Origin of the sequence: Streptomyces sp. NPDC088733, from assembly GCF_044751185.1 — a bacterium.
Lineage (GTDB): Bacteria > Actinomycetota > Actinomycetes > Streptomycetales > Streptomycetaceae > Actinacidiphila.
Genome location: NZ_JBIVLH010000028.1, coordinates 82,545 through 106,748, shown reverse-complemented (window position 1 = coordinate 106,748; position 24,204 = coordinate 82,545). Strand labels below are relative to the sequence as shown.

Genomic DNA, 24,204 nt, shown 5'->3' with positions numbered 1-24,204 from the left:
CATGTGCGGAATCGTGGGATACGTGGGCGGGCAGTCCGCTCTCGACGTGGTCATCGCAGGGCTCAAGCGCCTGGAGTACCGGGGTTACGACTCCGCCGGCGTCGCCGTCCTGGCGGACGGGGGCATGGCGGCGGCCAAGAAGGCGGGCAAGCTCGCCAACCTGGAGAAGCTGCTCGACGAGCGCCCGCTGCCGACCGGCCCGGCCGGCATCGGCCACACCCGCTGGGCCACCCACGGCGGCCCCACCGACGCCAACGCGCACCCGCACCTGGACAACGCGGGCCGGGTCGCCGTCGTCCACAACGGCATCATCGAGAACTTCGCGGCCCTGCGCGCGGAACTCGCCGAGCGCGGCCACGACCTGCACTCCGAGACCGACACCGAGGCCGTCTCCCACCTCCTCGCCGAGGCCTACTCCTCCACCGGCGACCTCACCGAGGCCATGCGCCAGGTGTGCCGCCGCCTGGACGGCGCCTTCACCCTCGTCGCCGTCCACGCCGACGAGCCGGACGTCGTGGTCGGCGCCCGCCGCAACTCCCCGCTCGTCGTGGGCGTCGGCGACGGCGAGAACTTCCTCGCCTCCGACGTGTCGGCCTTCATCGAGCACACCCGCGAGGCGATCGAGCTCGGCCAGGACCAGGTCGTCGAGCTGCGCCGGGAGGGCGTCACCGTCACCGACTTCGAGGGCAAGCCCGCCGAGGTCCGGCCGTACCACATCGACTGGGACGCCTCCGCCGCCGAGAAGGGCGGCTACGACTACTTCATGCTCAAGGAGATCGCCGAGCAGCCCAAGGCCGTCGCCGACACGCTGCTCGGCCGGATCGACGCGAGCGGCCAGCTCACGCTCGACGAGGTCCGCATCCCCGCCTCCGTGCTGCGCGAGATCGACAAGATCGTGATCGTCGCCTGCGGCACCGCCTTCCACGCCGGCATGATCGCCAAGTACGCGATCGAGCACTGGACCCGCGTGCCCTGCGAGGTCGAACTCGCCAGCGAGTTCCGCTACCGCGACCCGATCCTCGACTCCCGCAGCCTCGTCGTGGCCATCAGCCAGTCCGGCGAGACCATGGACACCCTCATGGCCCTGCGGCACGCCCGCGAACAGGGCTCCAAGGTGCTTGCGATCTGCAACACCAACGGCTCCACCATCCCCCGCGAGTCCGACGCGGTCCTGTACACGCACGCCGGCCCCGAGGTCGCCGTCGCCTCCACCAAGGCGTTCCTCACCCAGGTGGTGGCCTGCTACCTCGTCGCCCTCTACCTCGGCCAGGTCCGCGGCACGAAGTGGGGCGACGAGGTCAACGCCGTCATCCGCGAGCTCTCGCAGATCTCCCGGCAGGTCGAGCAGGTCCTGGAGACCATGGAGCCGGTGCGCGAACTCGCCCGCTCCCTGGCGGACAAGAACACCGTCCTCTTCCTCGGCCGCCACGTCGGCTACCCCGTCGCCCTCGAAGGCGCGCTCAAGCTCAAGGAGCTCGCCTACATGCACGCGGAGGGCTTCGCCGCCGGCGAGCTCAAGCACGGGCCCATCGCGCTCATCGAGGACGACCTGCCGGTCGTCGTGGTCGTCCCCTCCCCGCGCGGACGGTCCGTGCTCCACGACAAGATCGTCTCCAACATCCAGGAGATCCGGGCCCGCGGCGCCCGCACGATCGTCATCGCCGAGGAGGGCGACGAGTCCGTCGTCCCCTACGCCGACCACCTCATCCGCGTGCCGCAGACGCTGACCCTGCTCCAGCCGCTGGTCGCGACCGTGCCGCTGCAGGTCTTCGCCTGCGAACTCGCCACGGCCCGCGGCAACGAGGTGGACCAGCCGCGCAACCTCGCGAAGTCCGTCACCGTCGAATGAGCCGGGGGGCCGCGTGATCATCGGGGTCGGCATCGACGTCGCGGAGATCGACCGCTTCGGCGAGTCCCTGGAGCGCACACCCGGCCTGGCCGAACGCCTCTTCCTCCCCGGCGAACTCCACCTCCCCAGCGGGGCGCGCCGCGGCACCGCCTCCCTCGCGGCGCGCTTCGCCGCGAAGGAGGCCGTCGCGAAGGCGCTGGGAGCCCCGGGGGGGCTCCACTGGGCGGACGCGGAGGTCGTCACGGAGGACTCCGGGCGGCCCCGTCTCGTCGTACGGGGGACGGTCGCGGCGGCGGCGGAGGCGCTGGGGGTGCGGGTGTGGCACGTGTCGCTCAGCCATGACGCGGGCGTCGCGTCGGCGGTCGTGATCGCCGAGGGCTGACGCTCCGCTGTGCCTGGGTTTTTTCCCCGCCCTCCCTCCCGTGTGCCCTGTGAAGTCAGGTGCCCCGACGCGCGTTGTGTGGGGGCCGGGTTCGGGGCCTCCGGGGCTGCACGTCCTGGACTGGATATTTACGTGCGTTTCCGGCGCTTTCGACTGTTCGCCCCGGGTGCCGCACACAAATATGCCGAACGTCCAGAACATCCACCCCTCCGACCCCGCCCCCTCCGTGAGCTTTCGCGCCTGATCCCCGGTGGGGGGGTATGTACGGCATTGTGCTCGGGCAGCCATTGGCGCAGCGCAGTTGCAGAGAAGGGAGTGGTCACTTGATGCGGCGCGGTCTGAGGGCCCATAGGTGACGGCACGGCCGCGCTGCGTCGACGGGTGGTGCGAGCACGGTGCCGTCTACACCACCCACCGGGGATCAGGCGCATGGCGAGACCTGAGGGGGCGGGGTCGTAGGGGTGGCGTTCTGGACTGTGGAGCATATTTGGGTGCATGACCCGGAGTAATCAAGCCGGGTACCTGAGGCACCTAAATGTGCTGTCCAGAATGGCAGCCCCGGAGGCCCCGAACCCGGCCCCCGGACAACGCGCGTCGGGGCGCGTGACTTCACAGGGCTCACGGGCGGGTGGGTGGGGGGAGAAACCCGGGCAGCAACATACGCGCGGGGATGGGAACATGGGCCCCATGCGGGTTGCGCACAACGTGAACACCGTGAGGGCCGCCGAGCGCGAGCTCATGTCCCGTGTGCCGGACGGCACACTGATGCAGCGTGCCGCCGCAGGCCTCGCCGCCGCCTGCGCGACAGCGCTCGGCGGTGGCGCGTACGGCGCCCGCGTCGTCGTGCTGACGGGCAGCGGGGACAACGGCGGCGACGCCCTGTACGCGGGCGCGCGGCTCGCCCGGCGCGGGGCGGGAGTGACGGCCGTGCTGCTCTCCCCTGAGAAGGCGCACCCCGGCGGGCTGGCCGCGCTGCGCGCGGCCGGCGGCCGGGCGGTGACGCCGACGGACGTGGACGCCGAGGCGCTGATCCACCGCGCCGACCTCGTCCTGGACGGCATCGTGGGCATCGGCGGCAAGGGCGGTCTGCGCCCGGAGGCGGTGCCGCTGGCTGAGGCCGCGCACGCGGCGCCGGCGATCGTGGTCGCCGTCGACCTGCCCAGCGGTGTGGACGCGGACACCGGTGAGGTCCGCGGTGCGGCGGTGCGGGCCGACATGACGGTGACGTTCGGTACGTACAAGCCGGGTCTGCTGATCGACCCCGCCGCCGAGTACGCGGGCGCCCTGCGCCTGATCGGCATCGGCCTGGAGCCGCCCGCCCCGGACCTGGAGGCGTTGCAGCACGTGGACGTGGCGGCGCTGCTGCCGCATCCGTCGGCGGAGAGCGACAAGTACCGCCGCGGGGTGGTCGGCGTGGTCGCGGGGTCGGAGCGCTACCCCGGCGCGGCCGTGCTCGCGGTGGCGGGCGCGCTGCGCGCCGGCGCGGGGGCCGTGCGGTACGTGGGCCCGGGCGCGCGGGCGGTGATCGCGCGTTTCCCGGAGGCGCTGGTGTCGGCGGGGCCGCCGCACAAGGCGGGCCGGGTGCAGGCCTGGGTGGTCGGCCCGGGGCTCGGCGACGGGTCGGAGGCGCGGCAGTCCGTGGCGGACGTGCTCGCCTCGGACGTCCCGGTGCTGGTGGACGCCGACGGGCTGCGGCTGCTGGACCGCGCGGCCGTGCGCGGGCGTTCCGCGCCCACCGTGCTGACCCCGCACGCGGGCGAGGCGGCGGCGCTGCTGGGCGTGGCCCGGGAGGAGGTCGAGGCGTCCCGGCTGGTCTTCGTACGGCGGCTGGCGGCGGAGTTCGGCGCGACGGCGCTGCTGAAGGGCTCGACGACGCTGGTGGCGGACCCGGAGGCGGGCGTGCCTGTACGGGTCAATCCGACGGGGACGCCCTGGCTGGCCACGGCCGGCAGCGGGGACGTGCTGTCCGGCATCACCGGCTCGCTGCTCGCCGCGGGCCTCGCGGCGCGTGACGCCGCGTCGGCCGGCGCGTATCTGCACGGTCTCGCGGCGCGCGTTGCAGCCGGGGCGGTGGGGGCACCGGTCGCGGCGCACGACGTGGCCGACGCGGTTCCCGATGCCTGGCGGAGCGTCAGATCGTAGCTGGGCGAAACGGGTGGAGTCCGCGCGCGGAGTGTTCCGGCGGGCGGCGTCGCGTCTATCCGTCAAGGCATGGGAAGAACGTACGCCTGCCGGGGGGCGCGGTTGTGCACCGCCGCCCTGGTCGTCCTGTCCGCCCTGGGCGCAGAGACGACGGCCTCCGCCGATGATCACCACCCCGTGAAGCTGGAAGACTACGTCGCCGGGGTCCCGTTCCAGCAGTACGACCTGCCGGGGCCCGCCGACACCCCGGACCAGGGGCTGCCGCCCAAGCACGTGGACCACTCGCACGACGCCCAGGAGAACCGCGGCGACTACGACGAGGAGGAGGCGGAGGAGGAGCAGGCGCCCATCGACCCGCAGCAGGTCGAGTGGCTGCCCCCCGACGAGGCCGCCGCCGGACGTCTGTCGCCGTACTGCACCCCGCTCGCCGGCCCGTACCAGCGGGACGTGGAGAGGCTGCTGGGGCTGCCGGTGGACGGCAAGCAGTCCGAGGACGACTGCTACGCCATCCAGCGCTACCAGCAGGAGAGCGAGATCCTGCCCGACACCGGGTTCGCCGGGCCCACCACCTTCGGCCACCTGCGCCTGGACCTGGCCATCCGCCAGGGCCCGAACGCGGGCCGCCAGTGCATGACCCCGGCCAAGGGGCAGCGCGTCGCGTGCGTGGACCTGACCCGGCAGATCGTGTGGGTGCAGACCAGTGCGTCGAACGTGGTCTTCGGGCCGGTCTCGATGCGCAGCGGGCGTACGGGCTTCGCGACCCGCACGGGGCGCTTCAAGGTCTACTGGCGCCACCGCGACCACGTGTCCGACCTCTACGACGCGCCCATGCCCTTCAGCCAGTTCTTCAGCGGCGGCCAGGCCCTGCACGCCATCACCGGCAGCGTCTACCGCCCGCCGGGCTCGCACGGCTGCGTGAACCTGTCCACGCCCGACGCGGGCCGGCTGTGGAACATCCTGAAGCTCCATGACCAGGTGCATGTCTTCGGGCACAAGTCCGGCACGTGACGGGGGCACCGGGCGGGCCTGAGACACTGGGCGCGATGGATGAGACGAATCTGCGTGCCCAGGCCACGATCGATCTCGCCGCGCTGCGGTCGAACGTCGCGGCGCTGCGCGCCCGTGCGCCCCGTTCCGGGCTGATGGCCGTGGTCAAGGCGGACGCCTATGGCCACGGCATGGTCCCGGCCGCCCGGGCGGCGCTGGAGGCCGGCGCCGCCTGGCTCGGGGCCGCCACGCCCGAGGAGGCGCTGGCGCTGCGGGCCGCGGGGATCACCGCCCCGGTGCTGTGCTGGCTGTGGACGCCGAACGGGCCGTGGCGCGACGCGGTCGAGGCGGACCTCGACGTGACGGTCAGCGGGCTGTGGGCGCTGCGCGAGGCGGCCGCGGCGGCCGAGGCCGCCGGCCGCACCGCCCGGGTGCAGCTCAAGGCGGACACCGGGCTGGGCCGCAACGGCGCCCAGCCCGCCGACTGGGCGGACCTGGTGACCGCCGCCCGCGCCGCCGAGGAGGCGGGGCTGGTCAAGGTGACCGGCCTGTGGTCGCATTTCGCGTGCGCCGACGAGCCCGGGCATCCCTCCAACGCCGCCCAGCTGGCCGTCTTCCGCACCGCGCTGGAGACCGCCGAACGTGCCGGGCTGCGCCCCGAGGTGCGGCACATGGCCAACTCCCCGGCGACGCTCACCCTGCCCGAGGCGCACTTCGACCTCGTGCGGACCGGTGTCGCCATGTACGGGATCTCGCCGGTCCCGCAGGTCGGCGGCCCGGCGGAGTTCGGGCTGCGGCCCGTGATGACGCTCTCCGCCCGCCTGGCCTCGGTCAAGCGGGTGCCCGGCGGACACGGCGTCAGCTACGGGCACCACTACACGACACCGGGCGACACCACCCTCGCCCTCGTCCCCCTCGGCTACGCGGACGGTGTCCCGCGGCACGCCTCAGGCACCGGACCGGTGCTGGTGGCGGGCAAGTGGCGGACCGCCGCGGGCCGGGTGGCGATGGACCAGTTCGTCGTGGACCTCGGCGGCGACCACGCCGAGGCCGGCGACGAGGCCGTGCTGTTCGGTCCCGGCGACCGTGGCGAGCCGACCGCCGAGGACTGGGCACGTGCCGCCGGCACCATCGCGTACGAGATCGTCACCCGGATCGGGAGCCGGGTGCCGCGCGTCTACGTGGGTACGTAACCGCGTAGCCGAGGGGAAGCAGCGAAGACGACATGACCGGGTCCGAGAGCGGTAGCACGGCGGGGAGAGCGGTGGAGGCGGCCGAGGCGGTGGCCGGGGCCGCCGAGGCGGTCGCGGAGGCCGTGACGGGTGGTTCGGGCGGCGTGCTGGCGTCCGGCCGCTGGCGCAGCGCGGGGATAGCGGGCGCGGCCATCGGCGTCGTGGCGGCGGGTGCCGCCGCGGGCGTGGCCCTGGAGCGCGTCACCGTCGGCCGCAGCATGCGCCGGCGCGCGCGGCTCGCCCTCGATGTGTCCGGGCCCTACGGGTCGCTGCGCGGGATGCCGGGGCGGGTGGCCGCCGAGGACGGCACCGAGTTGTACTACGAGGTCGAGGAGGCCGATCCGGTCGCCGCCGACCCGGTCGCGCCGGCCCGCCGCTGGGGCCTGTTCCGGCGCCCCGGGCAGAACGCCCCGCTCACCGTGGTCTTCAGCCACGGCTACTGCCTCAACCAGGACTCCTGGCACTTCCAGCGCGCGGCCCTGCGCGGTGCGGTGCGCGCCGTGTACTGGGACCAGCGCAGCCACGGCCGCTCCGCCCGCGGCAACGACCAGGCGGACGGCGGGCGCGCCACCATCGACCAGCTCGGCCGCGACCTGATGCGGGTCGTCGACGCCGCCGTGCCGGAGGGCCCGGTGGTGCTCGTCGGGCACTCCATGGGCGGTATGACGGTCATGGCGCTGGCCGACCAGTTCCCCGAGTTCGTCCGGGAGCGCGTCGTGGGCTTCGCCTTCGTGGGCACGTCCTCCGGCAAGCTCGCCAGTGTGACGCTGGGCCTGCCGGCGGTGGGCGCGCGGGCGCTGCGGGCGCTGGCGCCGGGGGTGCTGCGCATTCTGGGCACCCAGGTGGACCTGGTGGAACGGGGGCGCCGGGCGACGGCCGACCTCTTCGCCGGGATCATCAAGCGCTACTCGTTCGGCTCGGACGTCGACCCGGCGGTCGCGCGGTTCGCCGAGCGGATGATCGAGTCGACGCCGATCGACGTGGTCGCCGAGTTCTACCCGGCCTTCACCGAGCACGAGAAGAGCGAGGCGCTGGACGTCCTGGACGGCCTGCCCGGACTGGTGCTCGCCGGGGACAAGGACCTGCTGACGCCCAGTGAGCACAGCCGGGCCATCGCCGAGCGGCTGCCCGACACCGAGCTGGTCGTCGTCCCCGGCGCCGGCCACCTGGTGATGCTGGAGGAGCCGGACCTGGTCAACACACACCTCGCCGCGGTGCTCGCCGAGGCGGCGGACGCCTCGCGCGCGCCCGTGCCGCAGGTGCTGCGCGAGCTGGCCGCGGCGCGGCCGGCGGTGCCGCGGCAGCAGGGCCGGTCCGACCGGACGGTCACCGGCGGCGCGTAGCATTCGGGCCCATGGGCATGGAAGCCATCGGCAGGGAAGCGATCCGGGTCGTCGTCAGGACCCCCGAGCAGATGCGGGAGCTGGGGCAGCGCCTCGCACCGCTGCTGCGGGCGGGTGATCTCGTCCTGCTCAGCGGGGACCTGGGCGCGGGCAAGACGACACTGACCCGCGGCCTGGGCGAGGCCATGGGCGTGCGCGGCGCGGTGACGTCGCCGACCTTCGTGATCGCGCGGGTCCATCCGTCGCTGACCGGCGGTCCGCCTCTGGTGCACGTCGACGCGTACCGGCTCGCCGGCGGTCTGGACGAGATGGAGGACCTGGACCTGGACGTCTCGCTCCCGGAGTCGGTCGTGGTCGTCGAATGGGGCGAGGGCAAGGTCGAGGAGCTGTCCGAGGACCGCCTCCAGCTGGTGATCCACCGTGCCGTGGGCGAGATCGCGTCCGGGAACGGGCAGGAGGACCACGACGTGCGCGAGGTGGTCGTCACCGGGGTCGGCGCCCGCTGGGCCGGGGAGGACCTGGTGGCGCTGGGCGCGTAACCGTTCCGACAAGCTGTCGGGAAGATGTTGCGCCGGGCACGGGTCACGTGTTCTTCTGGAGGTGCGAGGAGAAGTTAGGGCTGCCTAACCTCCAGCCCCTCGGACCACACCGCCCCCCGCCCCAGGAGGCAACCATGTCGGCCCACAAGGTGCCGGAGCCGGAGCCGGGCTACTCGGTGGAGGCACTGCTCGCCGCGTGTGCCGCGGCGAACGCGGTCAGTACGCCCCCTACGCCGCCGGAGCAGCCGGAGCGGCCGGCGGAGCCCGACGTCCCGGACCCGCGGACCCCCGACGGGACAGCACCCGAGGCGGACGCGGCCTGAGCCGTTCACTCGGTCGGGTGATTCCTTGGCGCCGGCGTGAGCGGCCTGCTCAGCGGACGACCACGACCTTGGTGTCGATCGTGGCGAACTTCCACAGGGCCACGCCGTCCGGGCGCTTCTCGCGGATACCGCCGGTCTGCTGCGAGGGGTCCGGCTTGGGCAGCGACCCGTCACGGGCGGCGCTGAAGCCGACGATCACGTTGTCCACCGACGCGAAACGCACCACGTGCTCGATCGGGACCCCGTCGCCGCCGGTGCCGCTGGCACTGCGCGTCGTCACGTCGTACGTCCCCGGGTCCGGGTCCACCGTGCCCGGCACGACGACGTAGGTGCGGCTCACCGTGCCCGCGTCGCCCACCAGCCAGACGCGGTCCTGGCGCAGCGAGTACACCACGCGGCGGCCGCTGCCCGAGGCGGCGGGCAGCAGGAGCTTCTTGCCCGCGGAGGGGGACGTGGTGCCGGAGGGCGAAGTGCCGTCGTCCGTGGACACCGCCGCGCCGCCCGCGGTCACCTCCGTGGCGGAGCTGGAGGCCTGGACGGCGAGCACGCCGACGGCGGCCAGGGCGGCTGCGGTCAGTCCGGCCACGATCGTCCCTGAACCGATCCTTGCCACGGGGTCCTCCGGAAGTGGGGCGTCAGACTCAGGTTGACGTTAGCAGCCGGTGCGGGCGGGACCCGAGCGCCGCCCCCGTACCGGCGGGGACCCCGGTGGCGGCAGGGCCGCCCCGGTGAACGCCGTAGGCTGAACGCGTGCTGCTGCTTGCCTTCGACACCGCCACCCCCGCCGTGACCGTCGCCCTGCACGACGGGCGGCGCGTGCTCGCCGAGTCGACGGAGATCGACGCGCGCCGGCACGGCGAGCTGCTGATGCCCGCCGTGGACCGCGTGCTGCGCGAGGCCGGCGCCGAACCGGCCGACCTGACCGGACTGGTGGTCGGCGTCGGCCCCGGTCCCTACACGGGTCTGCGCGTGGGCCTGGTGACCGCCGCCGCCTTCGGGGACGTCCTCGGGGTGCCCGTGCACGGACTGTGCACGCTGGACGGCCTCGCCTACGCCGCCGGGATCGACGGCCCCTTCGTCGTGGCCACCGACGCCCGCCGCAAGGAGGTCTACTGGGCCCGCTACGAGGGCCCGCGCGGCCGCGTCGGCGACCCGGCGGTGGACCACCCGGCCGAGATCGCCGAGCGCGTCGCGGGCCTGCCCGCGGTGGGCGCGGGCGCCGCGCTGTACCCGGGCGTCTTCACCGACGTCCGCCCGCCCGCCGACCAGTCCGCCGGCGCGCTCGCCGCGCTCGCCGCGGCGAAGCTGGCCGAGGGCGAGGACTTCCTCCCCCCGCTTCCGCTCTACCTGCGCCGCCCCGACGCGCAGGTGCCGGCCGGTTACAAGGCGGTCCTGCCGCAGTGACCGCCGTCCTGCGCGAGATGCGCTGGTGGGACCTGGAGCCGGTGATGGAGCTGGAGCACCTGCTCTTCCCCGACGACGCCTGGTCGCGCGGCATGTTCTGGTCCGAACTCGCCGACGCCCGGCACCCGGCCGCGACCCGGCACTACGTCGTCGCCGAGAAGGACGGGCGCCTGGTGGGCTACGCCGGTCTGGCCGCCGTGGCCGGCACCGGCGACGTGCAGACCATCGCCGCCGCCCGCGACCAGTGGGGCACCGGCCTCGGCGGCCGCCTGCTGCGCGAACTGCTCCACCAGGCCACGTCGTTCGAGTGCCACGAGGTGCTGCTGGAGGTGCGGGTCGACAACATCCGCGCCCAGCGGCTCTACGAGCGCTTCGGCTTCGAGCCCATCGGATTCCGGCGCGGCTACTACCAGCCCGGCAACGTCGACGCCCTGGTCATGCGGCTCGGCGATCTGACGGCGGACACACGAGAAGCACCAGGTCTACAAGGAACTGAGACGACCCATGGCTGACGAGCCCCTTGTCCTCGGCATCGAGACGTCCTGCGACGAGACCGGTGTCGGCATCGTGCGCGGACACACGCTGCTGGCCGACGCGGTCGCGTCCAGCGTGGACGAGCACGCCCGATTCGGCGGCGTCGTCCCCGAGGTCGCCAGCCGCGCCCACCTGGAGGCGATGGTCCCCACCATCCGGCGCGCGCTGAAGGAGGCCGGCGTCGCGGCCTCCGACCTGGACGGCATCGCCGTCACCGCCGGACCCGGCCTTGCGGGCGCGCTGCTGGTCGGCGTCTCGGCCGCCAAGGCGTACGCCTACGCCCTCGGCAAGCCGCTGTACGGCGTGAACCACCTGGCCTCCCACATCTGCGTCGACCAGCTGGAGCACGGCGCCCTGCCCGAGCCCACGATGGCGCTGCTGGTCTCCGGCGGGCACTCCTCGCTGCTGCTGGCCCCCGACATCACCGGCGACGTCCGTCCGCTCGGCGCGACCATCGACGACGCGGCGGGCGAGGCCTTCGACAAGGTCGCCCGCGTACTCGGCCTCGGCTTCCCCGGCGGCCCCGCCATCGACCGCGTCGCGCGTGAGGGCGACCGGGCCGCGATCCGCTTCCCCCGCGGCCTCACGGGCGGGCGGGACCCGCTGTACGACTTCTCCTTCTCCGGGCTGAAGACGGCCGTGGCCCGCTGGATCGAGTCCAAGCGCCGCGAGGGCGAGGACGTGCCCGTCGCCGACGTCGCCGCCTCCTTCCAGGAGGCCGTGGCCGACGTGCTGACCCGCAAGGCGATCCGCGCCTGCAAGGACAACGGCGTCGACCACCTCATGATCGGCGGCGGTGTCGCCGCCAACAGCCGGCTGCGCTCACTGGCCCAGGAACGCTGCGACGACGCGGGCATCGTGCTGCGCGTGCCCCGGCCCAAGCTGTGCACCGACAACGGCGCGATGGTGGCGGCACTCGGCGCGGAGATGGTGGCCCGCAACCGCCCGTCCTCGACGTGGGACCTCCCTGCCGACTCCTCGCTGCTGGTCACCGACGTGTCCGTGCCGGGCCACACCCACGACCACGTGCACGAGCTCAGCAAGGACAACCTCTACTCTTCATGACCGTCGCCCTGATGTGGGAGGCCCGCGCCGCGGAGGGCCGCGGGCCCGAACTCCTCGCGTGGGTCCGCGCCCGGACGCTGACGCCCGCCCCGCTGCGCCGGGAGACCTTCTCGGCCCCCCAGGACCGGGTGCTGGTCATCACCTGGTGGGACGCCGCGTACGACGCGGAACTCCCCGAACTGCCGGATCCGCCGCTGGCGCTGTGCCGGCGGGGTGTCCACCGCTGGCGCTTCGAGGCCGTGGCCTGAGGTGCGCTGCGCTTCGCCTGACCGTGCCCAGGTTTTTTTCCCCGCCCTCCCTCCCTCCCCCAACCTTCGGCCGGGGGTGCCCCCAGCCCGGCGCGGTAAGTGCGGGCCCTGCGCTGCGTGCGTTGTGGGGTCGGTGCCGCGCCGGGGTACTCCCCCAGCCTTCGGCTGGGGGGACCCCCACAGCGCTCGCGGGCTACGCCAACGTCCTGGGTACCGCGGTCGCCGCTCGTCTCCCCCAGCTACCGCTGGGAGGTGCCCCCACCGGGCGCACCCCGCCACACCCCCTCCCAGGCCGGTTGGGGCGACTTACGGCCGGTGGGGGTGCTGTGGGCGGTGACGGCGGAGCAGGTCGTTGGCGCGGCGCCAACGAGTGCCCGAGCACGGTGCCGTCCATACCCACCCACCGGGGATCAGGCGCATGGCGAAACCTGAGGGGGCGGGGTCGGAGGGGTGGCGTTCTGGACACTGGAGCATATTTGGGTGCATGACCCGGGGTGATCAGGCCGGGTGCCTGAGGCACCTAAATGTGCTGTCCAGAATGGCAGCCCCGGAGGCCCCGGACCCGGCCCCCGTACAACGCGCGTCGGGGCGAACGGACTTCACGGGGCACACGGGAGGGAGGGCGGGGGAACAGGTGAGCCGAGCAGCATGCTCGGCGCACCCGCGACCCGGGTCAGGAACACCGTCGCCGCGTTCGGCCCTTGTGGCCGGACCCTGCGGCGCACCTCCTCCGGTTCCACCGCGGAGCCCCGCTTCTTGACCGTGAGCACGCCCACCTCCCGTTCCCGCAGCAGCGCCTTGAGCCGCTTGAGGCTGAACGGCAGCACGTCGGTGATCTCGTACGCGGTCGCCCAGGGCGTCGGGCGCGGTTCGTCGGAGGTGACATACGCGATGGTCGCGTCGATGAGCCCGCCCCCGACCTGCGCCGCGACGTCCGCGACGAGGTGGGCCCGGATGACGGCGCCGTCGGGCTCGTACAGCCAGCGCCCGACCGGGCGGACGGCGGGGTCGGGGAGGCCCGCGGCGGGCAGGGAGGCGCCTGAGGGCAGCAGGGTCGCCCGGCGGGTACCCGCGGCCGTGCCGAACCAGAGGACGGCTTCCTTCACGTCGCCGTGGTCGGAGACCCACTCCGCCTCCGCGTCCTGCGGCACCGCCTCGTGCGGGATGCCCGGCGCGACCTTGAGCGCGGCCAGCGGCGCCTTCCGGGCCGCCGCGACGGCCCAGGACAGCGGCGGGGAGTACGCCTCGGGGTCGAAGATCCTGCCGCGGCCGCCGCGCCGGGCGGGGTCCACGAACACCGCGTCGAAGCCGTCCGCCGCCACCTCGGTGACGTCGGCGCAGCGCACCTCGATGCGTTCCGCGAGCCCCAGCGCCCGCGCGTTGGCCCGGGCCACCGCGCACGTCAGCGGATCGCGGTCGACGGCCAGCACGTCCACGCCGGCCCGCGCCAGCGGGATCGCGTCGCCGCCGATCCCGCAGCACAGGTCGGCCAGCCGCCGCACGCCGAGGGCCGCGAACCGCTCGGCGCGGTGCCGGGCCACCGATGCCCGCGTCGACTGCTCCACCCCGTGGGGCGTGAAGTACATCGCGTACGCGTCCTCGCCGAACTTCGCCTCGGCCCGCTGCCGCAGCCGCGCCTGGGTGAGCGCCGCGGAGACCAGGGCCGCGTCGTGCGCGCGCCGCAGCCGGGTCGCGGTGGCGATCTCGTCCGCGGGGTCGTAGTCGCGGAGGGCGGCCAGCAGGCGCTGCCCCTCGTCGGTCAGCAGGGCGGAGAACGCGTCGAGATCCACGTCGTCCATTGTCCCGCGCCGCGGTGGCTGCCCCGGTCCCGGTCGACCGCGTCCGGCGCGGCGTTGGCACTCCGCTTGACCGAGTGCTAAGCGCGTCATAATCTCAGACCTGGCACTCGGCCATGTCGAGTGCCAGCAACAAAGCGACGGGCAGGTCCGGCACCCGCGACGACGGGCCTACCAGGTCGCCACCCCAGACAGACACTCCCGTGAGCCCTTTGAAGGGGGAGGTCGGATCGTGACGACCGCCAGCACCAAGGTTGCCATCAAGCCGCTCGAGGACCGCATCGTGGTCCAGCCGCTGGATGCCGAGCAGACCACCGCCTCCGGCCTGGTCATCCCGGACACCGCCAAGGAGAAGCCCCAGGAGGGCGTCGTCCTGGCCGTCGGTCCGGGTCGCTTCGAGGACGGCAACCGCATCCCGCTCGACGTCAAGGTCGGCGACATCGTGCTGTACAGCAAGTACGGCGGCACCGAGGTCAAGTACAGCGGCGAGGAGTACCTCGTCCTCTCGGCTCGCGACGTCCTCGCGATCGTCGAGAAGTAAATCCGGCGCCGCTCGTAACCGAGAAATGCCGTGACCACGCCCCGGGCACACCGAGTCCACGCACGGACCGGGGGCCCGGGGCGCGGTCTTTGACGAGAACCCAAAGACGAGGAATTCCGCCGGTATGGCCAAGATCCTGAAGTTCGACGAGGACGCCCGTCGCGCCCTTGAGCGTGGAGTCAACAAGCTCGCCGACACCGTGAAGGTGACGATCGGCCCCAAGGGCCGCAACGTCGTCATCGACAAGAAGTTCGGCGCCCCGACCATCACCAACGACGGCGTGACCATCGCCCGTGAGGTCGAGATCGACGACCCGTACGAGAACCTCGGCGCGCAGCTGGTGAAGGAGGTGGCGACCAAGACCAACGACATCGCGGGTGACGGCACCACCACCGCCACCGTGCTCGCCCAGGCGCTGGTCCGCGAGGGTCTGCGCAACGTCGCCGCCGGCGCCTCCCCGGCCTCCCTGAAGAAGGGCATCGACGCCGCCGTCAAGGCCGTGTCGGACGAGCTGCTCGCCTCGGCCCGCCCGATCGAGGGCAAGGACGACGTCGCCGCCGTCGCCGCGCTGTCCGCCCAGGACAAGCAGGTCGGCGAGCTGATCGCCGAGGCGATCGACAAGGTCGGCAAGGACGGTGTCATCACCGTCGAGGAGTCCAACACCTTCGGTCTGGAGCTGGACTTCACCGAGGGCATGGCCTTCGACAAGGGCTACCTGTCGCCGTACTTCGTGACGGACCCGGAGCGCCAGGAAGCCGTCCTGGAGGACCCGTACATCCTCATCACCCAGGGCAAGATCTCCTCCATCCAGGACCTGCTCCCGCTGCTGGAGAAGGTGCTGCAGGCGGGCGCCTCCAAGCCGCTGCTGATCATCGCCGAGGACGTCGAGGGCGAGGCCCTGTCCACCCTGGTGGTCAACAAGATCCGCGGCACCTTCAACGCGGTCGCGGTCAAGGCCCCCGGCTTCGGTGACCGCCGCAAGGCCATGCTGGGCGACATCGCCGCCCTCACCGGCGCGACCGTCGTCGCCGAGGAGGTCGGCCTCAAGCTCGACCAGGTCGGCCTGGACGTGCTGGGCAACGCCCGCCGCGTGACCGTCACCAAGGACGAGACCACCGTCGTCGACGGCTCGGGCGACTCCTCGGAGATCGAGGGCCGGATCAACCAGATCAAGGGCGAGATCACCACCACGGACTCCGACTGGGACCGCGAGAAGCTCCAGGAGCGCCTCGCCAAGCTGGCCGGCGGCGTGTGCGTCATCCGTGTCGGCGCGGCCACCGAGGTCGAGCTCAAGGAGAAGAAGCACCGTCTGGAGGACGCCATCTCCGCGACCCGCGCCGCGGTCGAGGAGGGCATCGTCTCCGGTGGTGGCTCCGCGCTCGTCCACGCCGTCAAGGTGCTGGAGGACAACCTCGGCAAGTCCGGCGACGAGGCCACCGGTGTCGCGGTCGTCCGCCGCGCCGCGGTCGAGCCGCTGCGCTGGATCGCCGAGAACGCCGGCCTGGAGGGCTACGTCATCACCTCCAAGGTCGCCGAGCTGGAGAAGGGCCACGGCTTCAACGCTGCGACCGGCGAGTACGGCGACCTGGTGAAGGCCGGCGTCATCGACCCGGTCAAGGTCACCCGCTCCGCCCTGGAGAACGCCGCCTCCATCGCCTCCCTGCTTCTCACCACCGAGACCCTCGTGGTGGAGAAGAAGGAGGAGGAGCCCGCCGAGGCCGGTCACGGCCACGGTCACGGCCACTCCCACTGAGTGCGCGCGAAGGCCCTCGTTCCCGGTGCGGGAACGGGGGCCTTCGGCCTGCCCGGTGAGCCTCGCGGCCCCCGTCAGTCCCGGGGGTAGAGGGGACCGAAGCGGCGTCCCGCCGATGCGGAGACCGAGCCCATGGCTCCGCTCGGGGCGAGCTTGGCGGCGAGCGCCGCGGCCTTGTAGCGCGGGTCGGGCACGCTGAGCGTGCGGCCGCGGGCCAGGTCGCGGATGGCGGCGGCGACCACCTTGTCGGCGTCGAGCCACGCCCAGGAGGGGATGCCCGCGGTATCCAGGCCGGCCCGCTCGTGGAACTCGGTGCGGATGAAGCCCGGGCACAGCGCCATCAGCCGCACCCCGCTGCCGGACAGTTCCCGGGCCGCGCCCCGGGTGAAGCTGACCACCCACGCCTTGCTCGCGCCGTACGTGCCGCGCGGCACGAAGGCCGCCACCGAGGCCACGTTGACGATGAAGCCGCGGCGGCGCTCCTTCATGGCCGCGGCCGCCGCGCCGGTCAGCCGCAGCACGGCCTCGCAGTGCACCTTGAGCATGGTCAGCTCCTCGGCCATCGGCACGTCGCCGAAGGCACCGCGGTTGCCGAAGCCCGCGTTGTTGACCAGTACGCCGACCGGGCGCTCGCGGTCGCCCAGCCGGGTCTCCACCGCCTCGATGCCCTTGTCCGTCGACAGGTCGGCGGGCAGTACCTCCACGGTCACCGCGTAGGTGCGGCGCAGCTCGGCGGCGCGTTCCTCCAGCCGCTGCTCGTCGCGTGCGACGAGGACGAGGGCGTGGCCGTCGCTCGCGAGCCGGCGGGCGAAGGCGGCGCCGAGGCCCGCGGTGGCTCCCGTGATGAGTGAAGTCGTCATGCCCCGAAAGGCTAGTGGGACGGTGTGCGCCTGCGCGCCGCGGCGCGGATCTCCTCCGGGAGCGCGTCCGCCGCCAACAGGGCGGGGAGCAGCCGGGGTTCCAGGGTGACCGCCCGGAAGACCAGGGCGACGGTCACCGTGTGGCGGGGACGGTGGACGACCTCCACCGGGTCGCCGGCGCGGATCCCGCCCGGTTCGGCCACCCGCAGGTAGGCGCCCGGCAGCGCGGCGCGGGTGAACCGCCGGAGCCAGCCGGCCTCGTCCAGCCAGCCCTGGAAGGTGGCGCAGGGAACGCGCGGGCAGGACACCTCCAGGACCGCGCCCGCCGGGCCGCCGATCCGCCAACGTTCGCCGATCAGCGCACCGTTGACGTCCACGCCGAGGGTCGTCAGGTTCTCCCCGAACACGCCGTCGCGCAGGTCCCGGCCCAGCTCCCGCTGCCAGCCGTCCAGGTCCTCGCGGGCGTAGGCGTAGACGGCCTGGTCGGGACCGCCGTGGTGGCGCATGTCGTACGCCCGGTCGCCGGCCAGGCCCACCGCGCCGGTGCCCTTGGGGCCCGGCGCGGTCACGGCCACCGGACCGGTCACGGGCCGCTTGTCGATGCCCGTGACGCCCGTGTCCTTCCAGGGGTTCGGCCGGGGACGTCCCACGTTGACCGAGAGCACTCTCATCCCGCGACGGTACGGCGGCCGCCCGTGGCATGGCGACGCGTTTTCCGGCCGCTCAGCGCGCGAGCACGCGCAGCAGCAGGTCCACGTCCGCCTCGGTGTTGTACAGGTGGAACGCCGCCCGCAGGTTCCCGGCGCGGACCGAGAGGCGGATGCCGGCCGCGGCCAGTCGTTCCGCCGCGTCCCCCAGGCCCGGGACGGCGACGATCGCCGAGTCGTGCGCACCCGGCGGCACGGCCTTGTGGCCGAGTTCGCGCAGTCCCGCCCGGAAGCGCTCGGCCAGCGCGATGTCGTGGGCGCCGATCGCCCCGACACCCACCTCCTCGATCAGCCCGAGGGAGGCCGCCCCGGCCAGGTACGGCAGGAACGGGGGCAGGACGTCGAAGCGCCGCGCGGAGCGGGCGAGCCGGGCCACCGGTCCGTAGCAGTCGTCCCAGGGGTCCTCGGCCGCGTACCACCCGGCGAAGTGCGGGGACACGCCGTCCTCGGCGCCTTCCCGCACGGTCAGGAAGGAGACGCCGCGGGGGGCGAGCAGCCACTTGTAGCCGCCGCACACCACGTAGTCGTAGGCGCCGGCGGCCAGCGGCAGCCAGCCGACCGCCTGCGTGGCGTCGACCAGCACGCGGGCGCCGTGCCGGTCGGCGGCCTCGCGGACCGCGGCGAGGTCGGCGACGCGGCCGTCCGCGGACTGCACCGCGCTGACGGCGACCAGCGCGGTGGTGGCGCGCACGGCGTCGGCCACGCCCTCCAGGGGCACGGTGCGAACAGCGAGGTCGGGGCGGGAGGCGAAGGGGTTGACCAGGGAACTGAAGTCGCCCTCCGCGAGCACGACTTCGGCGCCCGCCGGAAGGCCCGCGGCGATCATCCCGACGTGGGTGCTGACGGAGGAGCCTACGGCGACCCGGTCGGCCGTCACGCCGGTCAGCCGGGCGTAGGCGGCGCGGGTGGTGTTCAGGACGGCCTCGTTGCGCACCCAGTCGTCGCTGCCGTCGGACCAGGCGGCCACGGCGGTGCGCAGTACGTCGGCGGCCCGGCGCGGGCCGACGCCCGCCGACGCGGTGTTCAGGTAGGTGATGCCGGCATCGAACGTGAATTCCCCGGTGAGGTCCATGGCTCCTCAGCCTGGGCCCAGAGCTGCCCGAAGTCCATGGGGGATGTGCGGTGCCGGCGTCGCCCCGTCACGGCGGGCGGCCGTGACGCGGGGGTGCGGCTGCGGTTCGGCGGTTCCAAGCGGCCCGCGGGCCCAGGGGCCCGTCAGGACAAGGGCGCCGCTCGGGCGCCCGGTCCGGTTCCCCGCGGTACGGGGAGGGGGAAACGTTTCCTCAGTGGGTGAAGCCCGGTGTTCAGTGTCCGCCGGCGGCGTGCGAGCTCATGACCCGGTTGCGGGACCGGCCCATCATCTCCTCGCGCTCGTCCTCGGTGAGCCCGCCCCAGACCCCGTAGGGCTCGCGAACCGTCAGGGCGTGGGTCGCGCACTCGGCGCGCACAGGACAGCGCATGCACACCTCCTTGGCGGCCGCTTCACGCGCGCTCCGCGCCGCACCGCGCTCTCCCTCCGGATGGAAGAACAGCGAGCTGTCCACACCACGGCACGCGGCGATCAGCTGCCAGTCCCAGAGGTCGGCGTTGGGGCCCGGGAGGCGGGAGAAGTCTGCCATTGCTCATCTCCTCGAGAGGTGGGCTGCACGGGACTGCCTCCCAGGCGACGCTCCAGACGCTCTGCGGGAGGTGATGTCGACGGTACATCTACTGTCCAAGTAGATGTAAATATGATTCATCACAAAATCGCCAACGAACTCCCGCCATGCGGGTAAAAAGCCGCCAAACAGGCAAAATCTGACATTGACCCCCCGGTCGGCGGGTGGGTGTCCGGCAACCGGGCGCCCGATGTCCTTCGTTCCGTATCCGGTCCCACGGTCACGACCTGCGGTGTTGCTGATGCGTGGCGAGCCGGGCACGCACCGTGCCGGAGAGCGTCCGCAAACTCCGTAACTCTTTCGAGTGAGGGTCGTTGAAGGTGCGGAAGTGGTTGGCGGCCGAACGCATCGGGCAGGTGCCCGGGGCCGTCGACCCCACCAGTGACGATTCGTACAGCCTGGAGGCTCAACGTGACGCGGATCAGCTGCGGAGGACGGTCATGACTTCCGTTCTCGTCTGCGACGACTCCCCGCTCGCCCGAGAGGCGCTGCGCCGCGCGGTCGCGACCGTGCCCGGTGTCGAGCGCGTAACGACCGCGGCCAACGGCGAGGAAGTCCTCCGCCGCTGGGGCGCCGACCGCTCGGACCTCATTCTCATGGACGTCCGGATGCCCGGACTCGGCGGTGTCGAGACCGTACGGCGGCTGCTGTCCGCCGATCCGGGGGCCCGCATCATCATGCTCACGGTCGCCGAGGACCTGGACGGGGTGGCGCTCGCCGTCGCCGCCGGTGCCCGCGGATACCTGCACAAGGACGCCTCGCGCGCCGAACTGCGGGCCACGGTCACCCAGGCCCTCGCCGACCCGACCTGGCGGCTCGCACCGCGCCGGCTGCGCTCCGCCGAGATGGGCGCCGCGCCGACACTCACCGCCCGTGAGATCCAGGTGCTGGAGGGCATGAGCCACGGCCGCTCCAACGCCGAGATCGGACGCGAGCTCTTCCTGTCCGAGGACACCGTCAAGACGCACGCGCGACGCCTGTTCAAGAAACTCGGCGCCTCGGACCGGGCCCACGCGGTGGCGCTCGGCTTCCGCTGGGGCCTGGTGCGCTAGGCCGTCGAGTTGAGCGGCGAGGGGCCGATGGACTGTGGGGCGGCTGCGGGGCTGCCCCGCTCGTACCGGTTTCCGCTCCGAGGGCGCATGCTTGAGGCATGGACTCTCGGGGACACGGGCGGGCGGGGCGGCGGGTGCGCGACATGACTACGGCCGGTGCGGTCCCTCGGAACGCGCCGCAGGGCGCTTCGCATAACGCTTCGGAGCACAACAACCCCGCCGAGGCCACAGAGCGCGCTTCGGCGAGGCACTATGGATGGATGCGCGACGAGGCCACCGGCACAGAGACAGCCATAGGGGCTCTCGTACGTCGAGCCGTCGAGGGCGACGAGCAGGCGACCCACGACCTGCTCGCCCATGTGCACCCGCTCGCCGAACGCTATTGCCGCACCCGGCTGTCGCGACTGCCGGGTGACGCGCGCCACTTCGTGGACGACCTCGCCCAAGAGGTGTGCCTCGCGGTGCTGTGCGCGCTGCCGCGCTATCGCGACCAGGGCCGGCCCTTCGAGGCCTTCGTGTTCGGCATCGCGGCGCACAAGGTCGCCGATCTGCAACGGGCGGCCATGCGCGGCCCCGGCTCGACGGCGGTCCCCTCCGACGAGATGCCCGAGCAGCCCGACGACTCGCTCGGGCCGGAGGAGCGGGCGCTGCTCAGCAGCGACGCCGAATGGGCGAAGGGCCTGCTGGCGAATCTGCCGGAGCACCAGCGGGAGCTGGTGCTGCTGCGGGTCGCCGTCGGGCTCACCGCCGAGGAGACCGGACAGGTGCTCGGGATGTCCCCGGGGGCCGTCCGGGTGGCGCAGCACCGGGCGCTGTCCCGGCTGCGCGCGCTCGCCGAGGAAGCCGCGGGAGCCCGCGGGCTGAGCGCCTAGCCCCTCGCTCCCGTCCCCGGCGCGCATCCCTGTCACGCGGGCCGCGGTCGGGACCGGAAAAGGTTTCCCGCGAGAGCCATTAGCATTGAACATCTCGCTGGGCAAGACCATGGGGAAGGTGTCATGACGCTGAACGCCGACGGAGTAGCCGAGAAGTTCGGACTGCTCGGACTGACCTACGACGACGTGCTCCTCCTCCCAGGGCCCTCGGACGTCGTGCCGAACCAGGTCGACACCAGCTCCCGGGTCACCCGCAACGTCCGCGTGAACATCCCGCTGCTGTCCGCCGCGATGGACAAGGTCACCGAGGCCCGGATGGCCATCGCGATGGCCCGCCAGGGCGGCGTGGGCGTGCTGCACCGCAATCTGTCGGTCGACGACCAGGTCAACCAGGTCGACCTGGTCAAGCGCTCCGAGTCCGGCATGGTGACCGACCCCATCACCGTGCACCCGGACGCGACCCTCGCCGAGGCCGACGCGCTCTGCGGCAAGTTCCGCATCAGCGGTGTCCCGGTCACCGACGGCGCCGGCAAGCTGCTGGGCATCGTCACCAACCGCGACATGGCCTTCGAGAGCGACCGCTCCCGCCAGGTCCGCGAGGTCATGACGCCGATGCCGCTGGTCACCGGCAAGGTCGGGATCTCCGGCATCGAGGCGATGGAGCTGCTGCGCAAGCACAAGATCGAGAAGCTTCCGCTGGTCGACGACGAGGGCCGGCTCAAGGGCCTCATCACGGTCAAGGACTTCGTCAAGGCGGAGAAGTACCCCAACGCCGCCAAGGACGCCGAGGGCCGCCTCCTGGTCGGCGCGGCGGTCGGTGTCGGCGACGAGGCGTTCCTGCGCGCCCAGCGGCTGGTGGAGGCCGGTGCCGACTTCCTGGTGATCGACAGCGCCCACGGCCACAGCCGCGGCATCCTCGACATGGTCGCCAAGGTCAAGGCCAACATCAGGATCGACGTGGTGGCCGGCAACGTCGCCACCCGCGACGGCGCCCAGGCGCTGATCGACGCCGGCGCCGACGGCATCAAGGTCGGTGTCGGCCCCGGCTCCATCTGCACCACGCGCGTGGTCGCCGGCGTGGGCGCCCCGCAGGTCACCGCGATCTACGAGGCCTCGCTGGCCGCCGGCCCGGCGGGTGTGCCGCTGATCGGCGACGGCGGTCTGCAGTACTCCGGCGACATCGCCAAGGCGATCGCCGCCGGCGCCGACACGGTGATGCTGGGCAGCCTGCTCGCGGGCTGCGAGGAGTCGCCGGGCGAGCTGATGTTCATCAACGGCAAGCAGTTCAAGTCGTACCGCGGCATGGGGTCGCTCGGCGCGATGCAGTCGCGCGGCCAGGCCAAGTCGTACTCCAAGGACCGCTACTTCCAGGACAACGTGCTCTCCGAGGACAAGCTCGTCCCCGAGGGCATCGAGGGCCAGGTGCCCTACCGCGGCCCGCTCGCCGCGGTGGCCCACCAGCTCATCGGCGGTCTGCGCTCCTCCATGGGCTATGTCGGCTCGGCCACGATCCCGGAGCTGAAGGAGAAGGGCCGCTTCGTGCGGATCACCGCGGCCGGCCTCAAGGAGAGCCACCCGCACGACATCCAGATGACGACCGAGGCGCCCAACTACCACGGTCGCTGATCCGCGACCGGCGCGCGGTGCGCGTACGGCGCGGACACGGCGGAGCCCGCGGCCTTCCACGGTCGCGGGCTTTCGCCTGCCCTGGCTGGGATACTGGTCGGGCAGGACACGAGGAAAGGCATAGCGACAGTGACTGAGATCGAGATCGGGCGGGGCAAGCGCGGCCGCAGGGCGTACGCATTCGACGACATCGCCGTCGTCCCGAGCCGCCGTACGCGGGACCCGAAGGAGGTCTCGATCGCGTGGCAGATCGACGCCTACCGCTTCGAGCTGCCGTTCCTGGCGGCGCCGATGGACTCGGTGGTCTCCCCGGAGACCGCGATCCGCATCGGCAACCTCGGCGGCCTCGGCGTCCTCAACCTCGAGGGCCTGTGGACCCGCTACGAGGACCCGGAGCCGCTGCTCGCCGAGATCGCCGAGCTGGACGACGCCTCCGTGACGCGGCGCATGCAGGAGCTCTACGCGGCGCCGATCAAGGAGGAGCTGATCGGGCAGCGCATCAAGGAGGTGCGCGACGCCGGCGTGGTCACCGCCGCCGCGCTCTCCCCGCAGCGCACCGCGCAGTTCTCCAAGGCCGTCGTCGACGCAGGCGTCGACATCTTCGTGATCCGCGGCACGACGGTCTCCGCCGAGCACGTCTCCGGCTCGCACGAGCCGCTCAACCTCAAGCAGTTCATCTACGAGCTCGACGTCCCGGTGATCGTCGGCGGCTGCGCCACCTACACCGCCGCGCTCCACCTGATGCGTACCGGCGCCGCGGGCGTCCTGGTCGGGTTCGGCGGCGGCGCCGCCCACACCACGCGCAGCGTGCTCGGCATCCAGGTGCCGATGGCCACCGCCGTGGCGGACGTCGCGGCGGCCCGCCGGGACTACATGGACGAGTCCGGCGGACGCTACGTGCACGTCATCGCGGACGGCGGCTTCGGCTCCAGCGGCGACCTGCCGAAGGCGATCGCCTGCGGCGCCGACTCGGTGATGATGGGCTCCCCGCTCGCGCGCGCCACGGACGCCCCCGGCCGCGGCTTCCACTGGGGCATGGAGGCCACCCACGAGGAGCTGCCGCGCGGCAAGCGGATGAACCTCGGCACCGCCGGCACCACCGAGCAGATCCTGCTCGGCCCCTCGCACGCGCCGGACGGCTCGATGAACTTCTTCGGCGCGCTGCGCCGGGCGATGGCCACCACGGGCTACTCGGAGCTCAAGGAGTTCCAGCGGGTCGAGGTCACGGTCTCGCCGACGCACCACCGCTGACGCCTGTTCACCCCTCAGGGGCCCGCACCGCCGCCGGCGG

24 protein-coding genes are annotated in these 24,204 nt (G+C 73.0%); 18 read left to right on the top strand and 6 right to left on the bottom strand.

The features are described 5' to 3' along the window. Position 1 precedes the first annotated feature (1 nt). The 8 genes from glmS to ACIP64_RS35225 all read left to right on the top strand — a co-directional run bounded on the left by glmS (position 2) and on the right by ACIP64_RS35225 (position 8,797). On the top strand, positions 2-1,849 hold the full coding sequence (gene glmS, locus ACIP64_RS35260; protein ID WP_401595152.1) for a glutamine--fructose-6-phosphate transaminase (isomerizing): 1,848 nt from the start codon (positions 2-4) through the stop codon (positions 1,847-1,849). Positions 1,850-1,862: 13 nt separating this feature from the next. Further along, positions 1,863-2,231: a holo-ACP synthase gene (locus tag ACIP64_RS35255; RefSeq protein WP_401595149.1), complete on the top strand. Its 369-nt coding sequence runs from the start codon at positions 1,863-1,865 to the stop codon at positions 2,229-2,231. 687 nt (positions 2,232-2,918) lie between these two features. Further along, positions 2,919-4,373: an NAD(P)H-hydrate dehydratase gene (locus tag ACIP64_RS35250; RefSeq protein ID WP_401595147.1), complete on the top strand. Its 1,455-nt coding sequence runs from the start codon at positions 2,919-2,921 to the stop codon at positions 4,371-4,373. Between the two features lie 69 nt (positions 4,374-4,442). Next, positions 4,443-5,381, top strand: coding sequence for a L,D-transpeptidase (locus ACIP64_RS35245; RefSeq protein WP_401595146.1), 939 nt, complete (start codon positions 4,443-4,445; stop codon positions 5,379-5,381). 35 nt (positions 5,382-5,416) lie between these two features. Next, the gene (gene alr, locus ACIP64_RS35240; protein ID WP_401595144.1) at positions 5,417-6,553 is read left to right on the top strand and encodes an alanine racemase; all 1,137 of its coding nucleotides are present in this window, start codon (positions 5,417-5,419) and stop codon (positions 6,551-6,553) included. A 32-nt stretch (positions 6,554-6,585) separates the two neighbouring features. After that, positions 6,586-7,935 carry an alpha/beta fold hydrolase gene (locus ACIP64_RS35235; protein ID WP_401595142.1) on the top strand — a complete coding sequence of 450 codons (1,350 nt, stop codon included), beginning with the start codon at positions 6,586-6,588 and terminating at the stop codon, positions 7,933-7,935. An 11-nt stretch (positions 7,936-7,946) separates the two neighbouring features. Continuing rightward, entirely contained in the window at positions 7,947-8,474 is a 528-nt protein-coding gene (gene tsaE / locus ACIP64_RS35230) for a tRNA (adenosine(37)-N6)-threonylcarbamoyltransferase complex ATPase subunit type 1 TsaE (RefSeq protein WP_401595140.1), read from the top strand. A 134-nt stretch (positions 8,475-8,608) separates the two neighbouring features. Continuing rightward, entirely contained in the window at positions 8,609-8,797 is a 189-nt protein-coding gene (locus tag ACIP64_RS35225; protein ID WP_401595138.1) for a hypothetical protein, read from the top strand. 49 nt (positions 8,798-8,846) lie between these two features. Here ACIP64_RS35225 and ACIP64_RS35220 read toward each other — a convergent pair whose 3' ends face one another. After that, positions 8,847-9,410, bottom strand: a complete 564-nt coding sequence (locus ACIP64_RS35220; protein WP_401595136.1) for a hypothetical protein — start codon at positions 9,408-9,410, stop codon at positions 8,847-8,849. Between the two features lie 137 nt (positions 9,411-9,547). Here ACIP64_RS35220 and tsaB point away from each other — a divergent pair, with 137 nt between their 5' ends. The 4 genes from tsaB to ACIP64_RS35200 are packed head-to-tail and all read left to right on the top strand — an operon-like array spanning position 9,548 to position 12,048. Continuing rightward, the gene (tsaB, locus tag ACIP64_RS35215) at positions 9,548-10,201 is read left to right on the top strand and encodes a tRNA (adenosine(37)-N6)-threonylcarbamoyltransferase complex dimerization subunit type 1 TsaB (RefSeq protein WP_401595133.1); all 654 of its coding nucleotides are present in this window, start codon (positions 9,548-9,550) and stop codon (positions 10,199-10,201) included. A gap of 17 nt (positions 10,202-10,218) precedes the next feature. Further along, entirely contained in the window at positions 10,219-10,713 is a 495-nt protein-coding gene (gene rimI / locus ACIP64_RS35210; protein WP_401595194.1) for a ribosomal protein S18-alanine N-acetyltransferase, read from the top strand. Further along, positions 10,706-11,800, top strand: coding sequence for a tRNA (adenosine(37)-N6)-threonylcarbamoyltransferase complex transferase subunit TsaD (gene tsaD / locus ACIP64_RS35205; protein WP_401595130.1), 1,095 nt, complete (start codon positions 10,706-10,708; stop codon positions 11,798-11,800). Before rimI ends, tsaD begins: the two co-directional genes overlap by 8 nt. Beyond that, positions 11,797-12,048, top strand: a complete 252-nt coding sequence (locus ACIP64_RS35200; RefSeq protein WP_401595127.1) for a hypothetical protein — start codon at positions 11,797-11,799, stop codon at positions 12,046-12,048. Before tsaD ends, ACIP64_RS35200 begins: the two co-directional genes overlap by 4 nt. A gap of 599 nt (positions 12,049-12,647) precedes the next feature. Here the strand turns inward: ACIP64_RS35200 and ACIP64_RS35195 are convergent. Then, a complete protein-coding gene (locus tag ACIP64_RS35195) occupies positions 12,648-13,847 on the bottom strand; it encodes a methyltransferase domain-containing protein (protein WP_401595125.1) in 1,200 nt (399 codons plus the stop codon). Between the two features lie 229 nt (positions 13,848-14,076). Between ACIP64_RS35195 and groES the strand changes: the two genes are divergently transcribed. Continuing rightward, entirely contained in the window at positions 14,077-14,385 is a 309-nt protein-coding gene (groES, locus tag ACIP64_RS35190; RefSeq protein ID WP_018562788.1) for a co-chaperone GroES, read from the top strand. 124 nt (positions 14,386-14,509) lie between these two features. Next, entirely contained in the window at positions 14,510-16,138 is a 1,629-nt protein-coding gene (groL, locus tag ACIP64_RS35185; protein ID WP_401595122.1) for a chaperonin GroEL, read from the top strand. A 74-nt stretch (positions 16,139-16,212) separates the two neighbouring features. Here the strand turns inward: groL and ACIP64_RS35180 are convergent, their stop codons facing one another. The 4 genes from ACIP64_RS35180 to ACIP64_RS35165 form a co-directional block, all read right to left on the bottom strand. Next, positions 16,213-16,998: an SDR family NAD(P)-dependent oxidoreductase gene (locus ACIP64_RS35180; RefSeq protein ID WP_401595120.1), complete on the bottom strand. Its 786-nt coding sequence runs from the start codon at positions 16,996-16,998 to the stop codon at positions 16,213-16,215. Positions 16,999-17,009: 11 nt separating this feature from the next. After that, complete coding sequence (locus ACIP64_RS35175; RefSeq protein ID WP_401595117.1) at positions 17,010-17,669, bottom strand: MOSC domain-containing protein; 660 nt, start codon at positions 17,667-17,669, stop codon at positions 17,010-17,012. 52 nt (positions 17,670-17,721) lie between these two features. After that, positions 17,722-18,777, bottom strand: a complete 1,056-nt coding sequence (locus tag ACIP64_RS35170) for an aminotransferase class V-fold PLP-dependent enzyme (RefSeq protein WP_401595114.1) — start codon at positions 18,775-18,777, stop codon at positions 17,722-17,724. A 232-nt stretch (positions 18,778-19,009) separates the two neighbouring features. Beyond that, positions 19,010-19,324: a WhiB family transcriptional regulator gene (locus tag ACIP64_RS35165; protein WP_360902383.1), complete on the bottom strand. Its 315-nt coding sequence runs from the start codon at positions 19,322-19,324 to the stop codon at positions 19,010-19,012. Between the two features lie 479 nt (positions 19,325-19,803). Here ACIP64_RS35165 and ACIP64_RS35160 point away from each other — a divergent pair, with 479 nt between their 5' ends. The 4 genes from ACIP64_RS35160 to ACIP64_RS35145 all read left to right on the top strand — a co-directional run bounded on the left by ACIP64_RS35160 (position 19,804) and on the right by ACIP64_RS35145 (position 24,164). After that, positions 19,804-20,415 carry a response regulator transcription factor gene (locus ACIP64_RS35160; RefSeq protein ID WP_003948568.1) on the top strand — a complete coding sequence of 204 codons (612 nt, stop codon included), beginning with the start codon at positions 19,804-19,806 and terminating at the stop codon, positions 20,413-20,415. A gap of 260 nt (positions 20,416-20,675) precedes the next feature. Continuing rightward, positions 20,676-21,287, top strand: a complete 612-nt coding sequence (locus ACIP64_RS35155) for a sigma-70 family RNA polymerase sigma factor (RefSeq protein WP_360902380.1) — start codon at positions 20,676-20,678, stop codon at positions 21,285-21,287. Positions 21,288-21,410: 123 nt separating this feature from the next. Then, positions 21,411-22,913, top strand: a complete 1,503-nt coding sequence (guaB, locus tag ACIP64_RS35150; RefSeq protein WP_401595109.1) for an IMP dehydrogenase — start codon at positions 21,411-21,413, stop codon at positions 22,911-22,913. 129 nt (positions 22,914-23,042) lie between these two features. Then, a complete protein-coding gene (locus ACIP64_RS35145; protein WP_360902374.1) occupies positions 23,043-24,164 on the top strand; it encodes a GuaB3 family IMP dehydrogenase-related protein in 1,122 nt (373 codons plus the stop codon). Positions 24,165-24,204 lie beyond the last annotated feature (40 nt).

Excerpts from the sequence above, each read along its gene's own strand:
- ACIP64_RS35155 (WP_360902380.1), top strand. The coding sequence starts at position 20,676 with ATGCGCGACGAGGCCACCGGCACAGAGACAGCCATAGGGGCTCTCGTA.
- tsaE (WP_401595140.1), top strand. The coding sequence starts at position 7,947 with ATGGGCATGGAAGCCATCGGCAGGGAAGCGATCCGGGTCGTCGTCAGG.
- ACIP64_RS35170 (WP_401595114.1), bottom strand. The coding sequence starts at position 18,777 with ATGGACCTCACCGGGGAATTCACGTTCGATGCCGGCATCACCTACCTG.
- tsaD (WP_401595130.1), top strand. The coding sequence starts at position 10,706 with ATGGCTGACGAGCCCCTTGTCCTCGGCATCGAGACGTCCTGCGACGAG.
- rimI (WP_401595194.1), top strand. The coding sequence starts at position 10,219 with ATGCGCTGGTGGGACCTGGAGCCGGTGATGGAGCTGGAGCACCTGCTC.
- ACIP64_RS35225 (WP_401595138.1), top strand. The coding sequence starts at position 8,609 with ATGTCGGCCCACAAGGTGCCGGAGCCGGAGCCGGGCTACTCGGTGGAG.
- ACIP64_RS35200 (WP_401595127.1), top strand. The coding sequence starts at position 11,797 with ATGACCGTCGCCCTGATGTGGGAGGCCCGCGCCGCGGAGGGCCGCGGG.
- ACIP64_RS35250 (WP_401595147.1), top strand. The coding sequence starts at position 2,919 with ATGCGGGTTGCGCACAACGTGAACACCGTGAGGGCCGCCGAGCGCGAG.
- groL (WP_401595122.1), top strand. The coding sequence starts at position 14,510 with ATGGCCAAGATCCTGAAGTTCGACGAGGACGCCCGTCGCGCCCTTGAG.
- ACIP64_RS35245 (WP_401595146.1), top strand. The coding sequence starts at position 4,443 with ATGGGAAGAACGTACGCCTGCCGGGGGGCGCGGTTGTGCACCGCCGCC.
- guaB (WP_401595109.1), top strand. The coding sequence starts at position 21,411 with ATGACGCTGAACGCCGACGGAGTAGCCGAGAAGTTCGGACTGCTCGGA.
- ACIP64_RS35160 (WP_003948568.1), top strand. The coding sequence starts at position 19,804 with ATGACTTCCGTTCTCGTCTGCGACGACTCCCCGCTCGCCCGAGAGGCG.
- ACIP64_RS35165 (WP_360902383.1), bottom strand. The coding sequence starts at position 19,324 with ATGGCAGACTTCTCCCGCCTCCCGGGCCCCAACGCCGACCTCTGGGAC.
- ACIP64_RS35180 (WP_401595120.1), bottom strand. The coding sequence starts at position 16,998 with ATGACGACTTCACTCATCACGGGAGCCACCGCGGGCCTCGGCGCCGCC.
- ACIP64_RS35175 (WP_401595117.1), bottom strand. The coding sequence starts at position 17,669 with ATGAGAGTGCTCTCGGTCAACGTGGGACGTCCCCGGCCGAACCCCTGG.
- ACIP64_RS35195 (WP_401595125.1), bottom strand. The coding sequence starts at position 13,847 with ATGGACGACGTGGATCTCGACGCGTTCTCCGCCCTGCTGACCGACGAG.
- alr (WP_401595144.1), top strand. The coding sequence starts at position 5,417 with ATGGATGAGACGAATCTGCGTGCCCAGGCCACGATCGATCTCGCCGCG.
- glmS (WP_401595152.1), top strand. The coding sequence starts at position 2 with ATGTGCGGAATCGTGGGATACGTGGGCGGGCAGTCCGCTCTCGACGTG.
- ACIP64_RS35235 (WP_401595142.1), top strand. The coding sequence starts at position 6,586 with ATGACCGGGTCCGAGAGCGGTAGCACGGCGGGGAGAGCGGTGGAGGCG.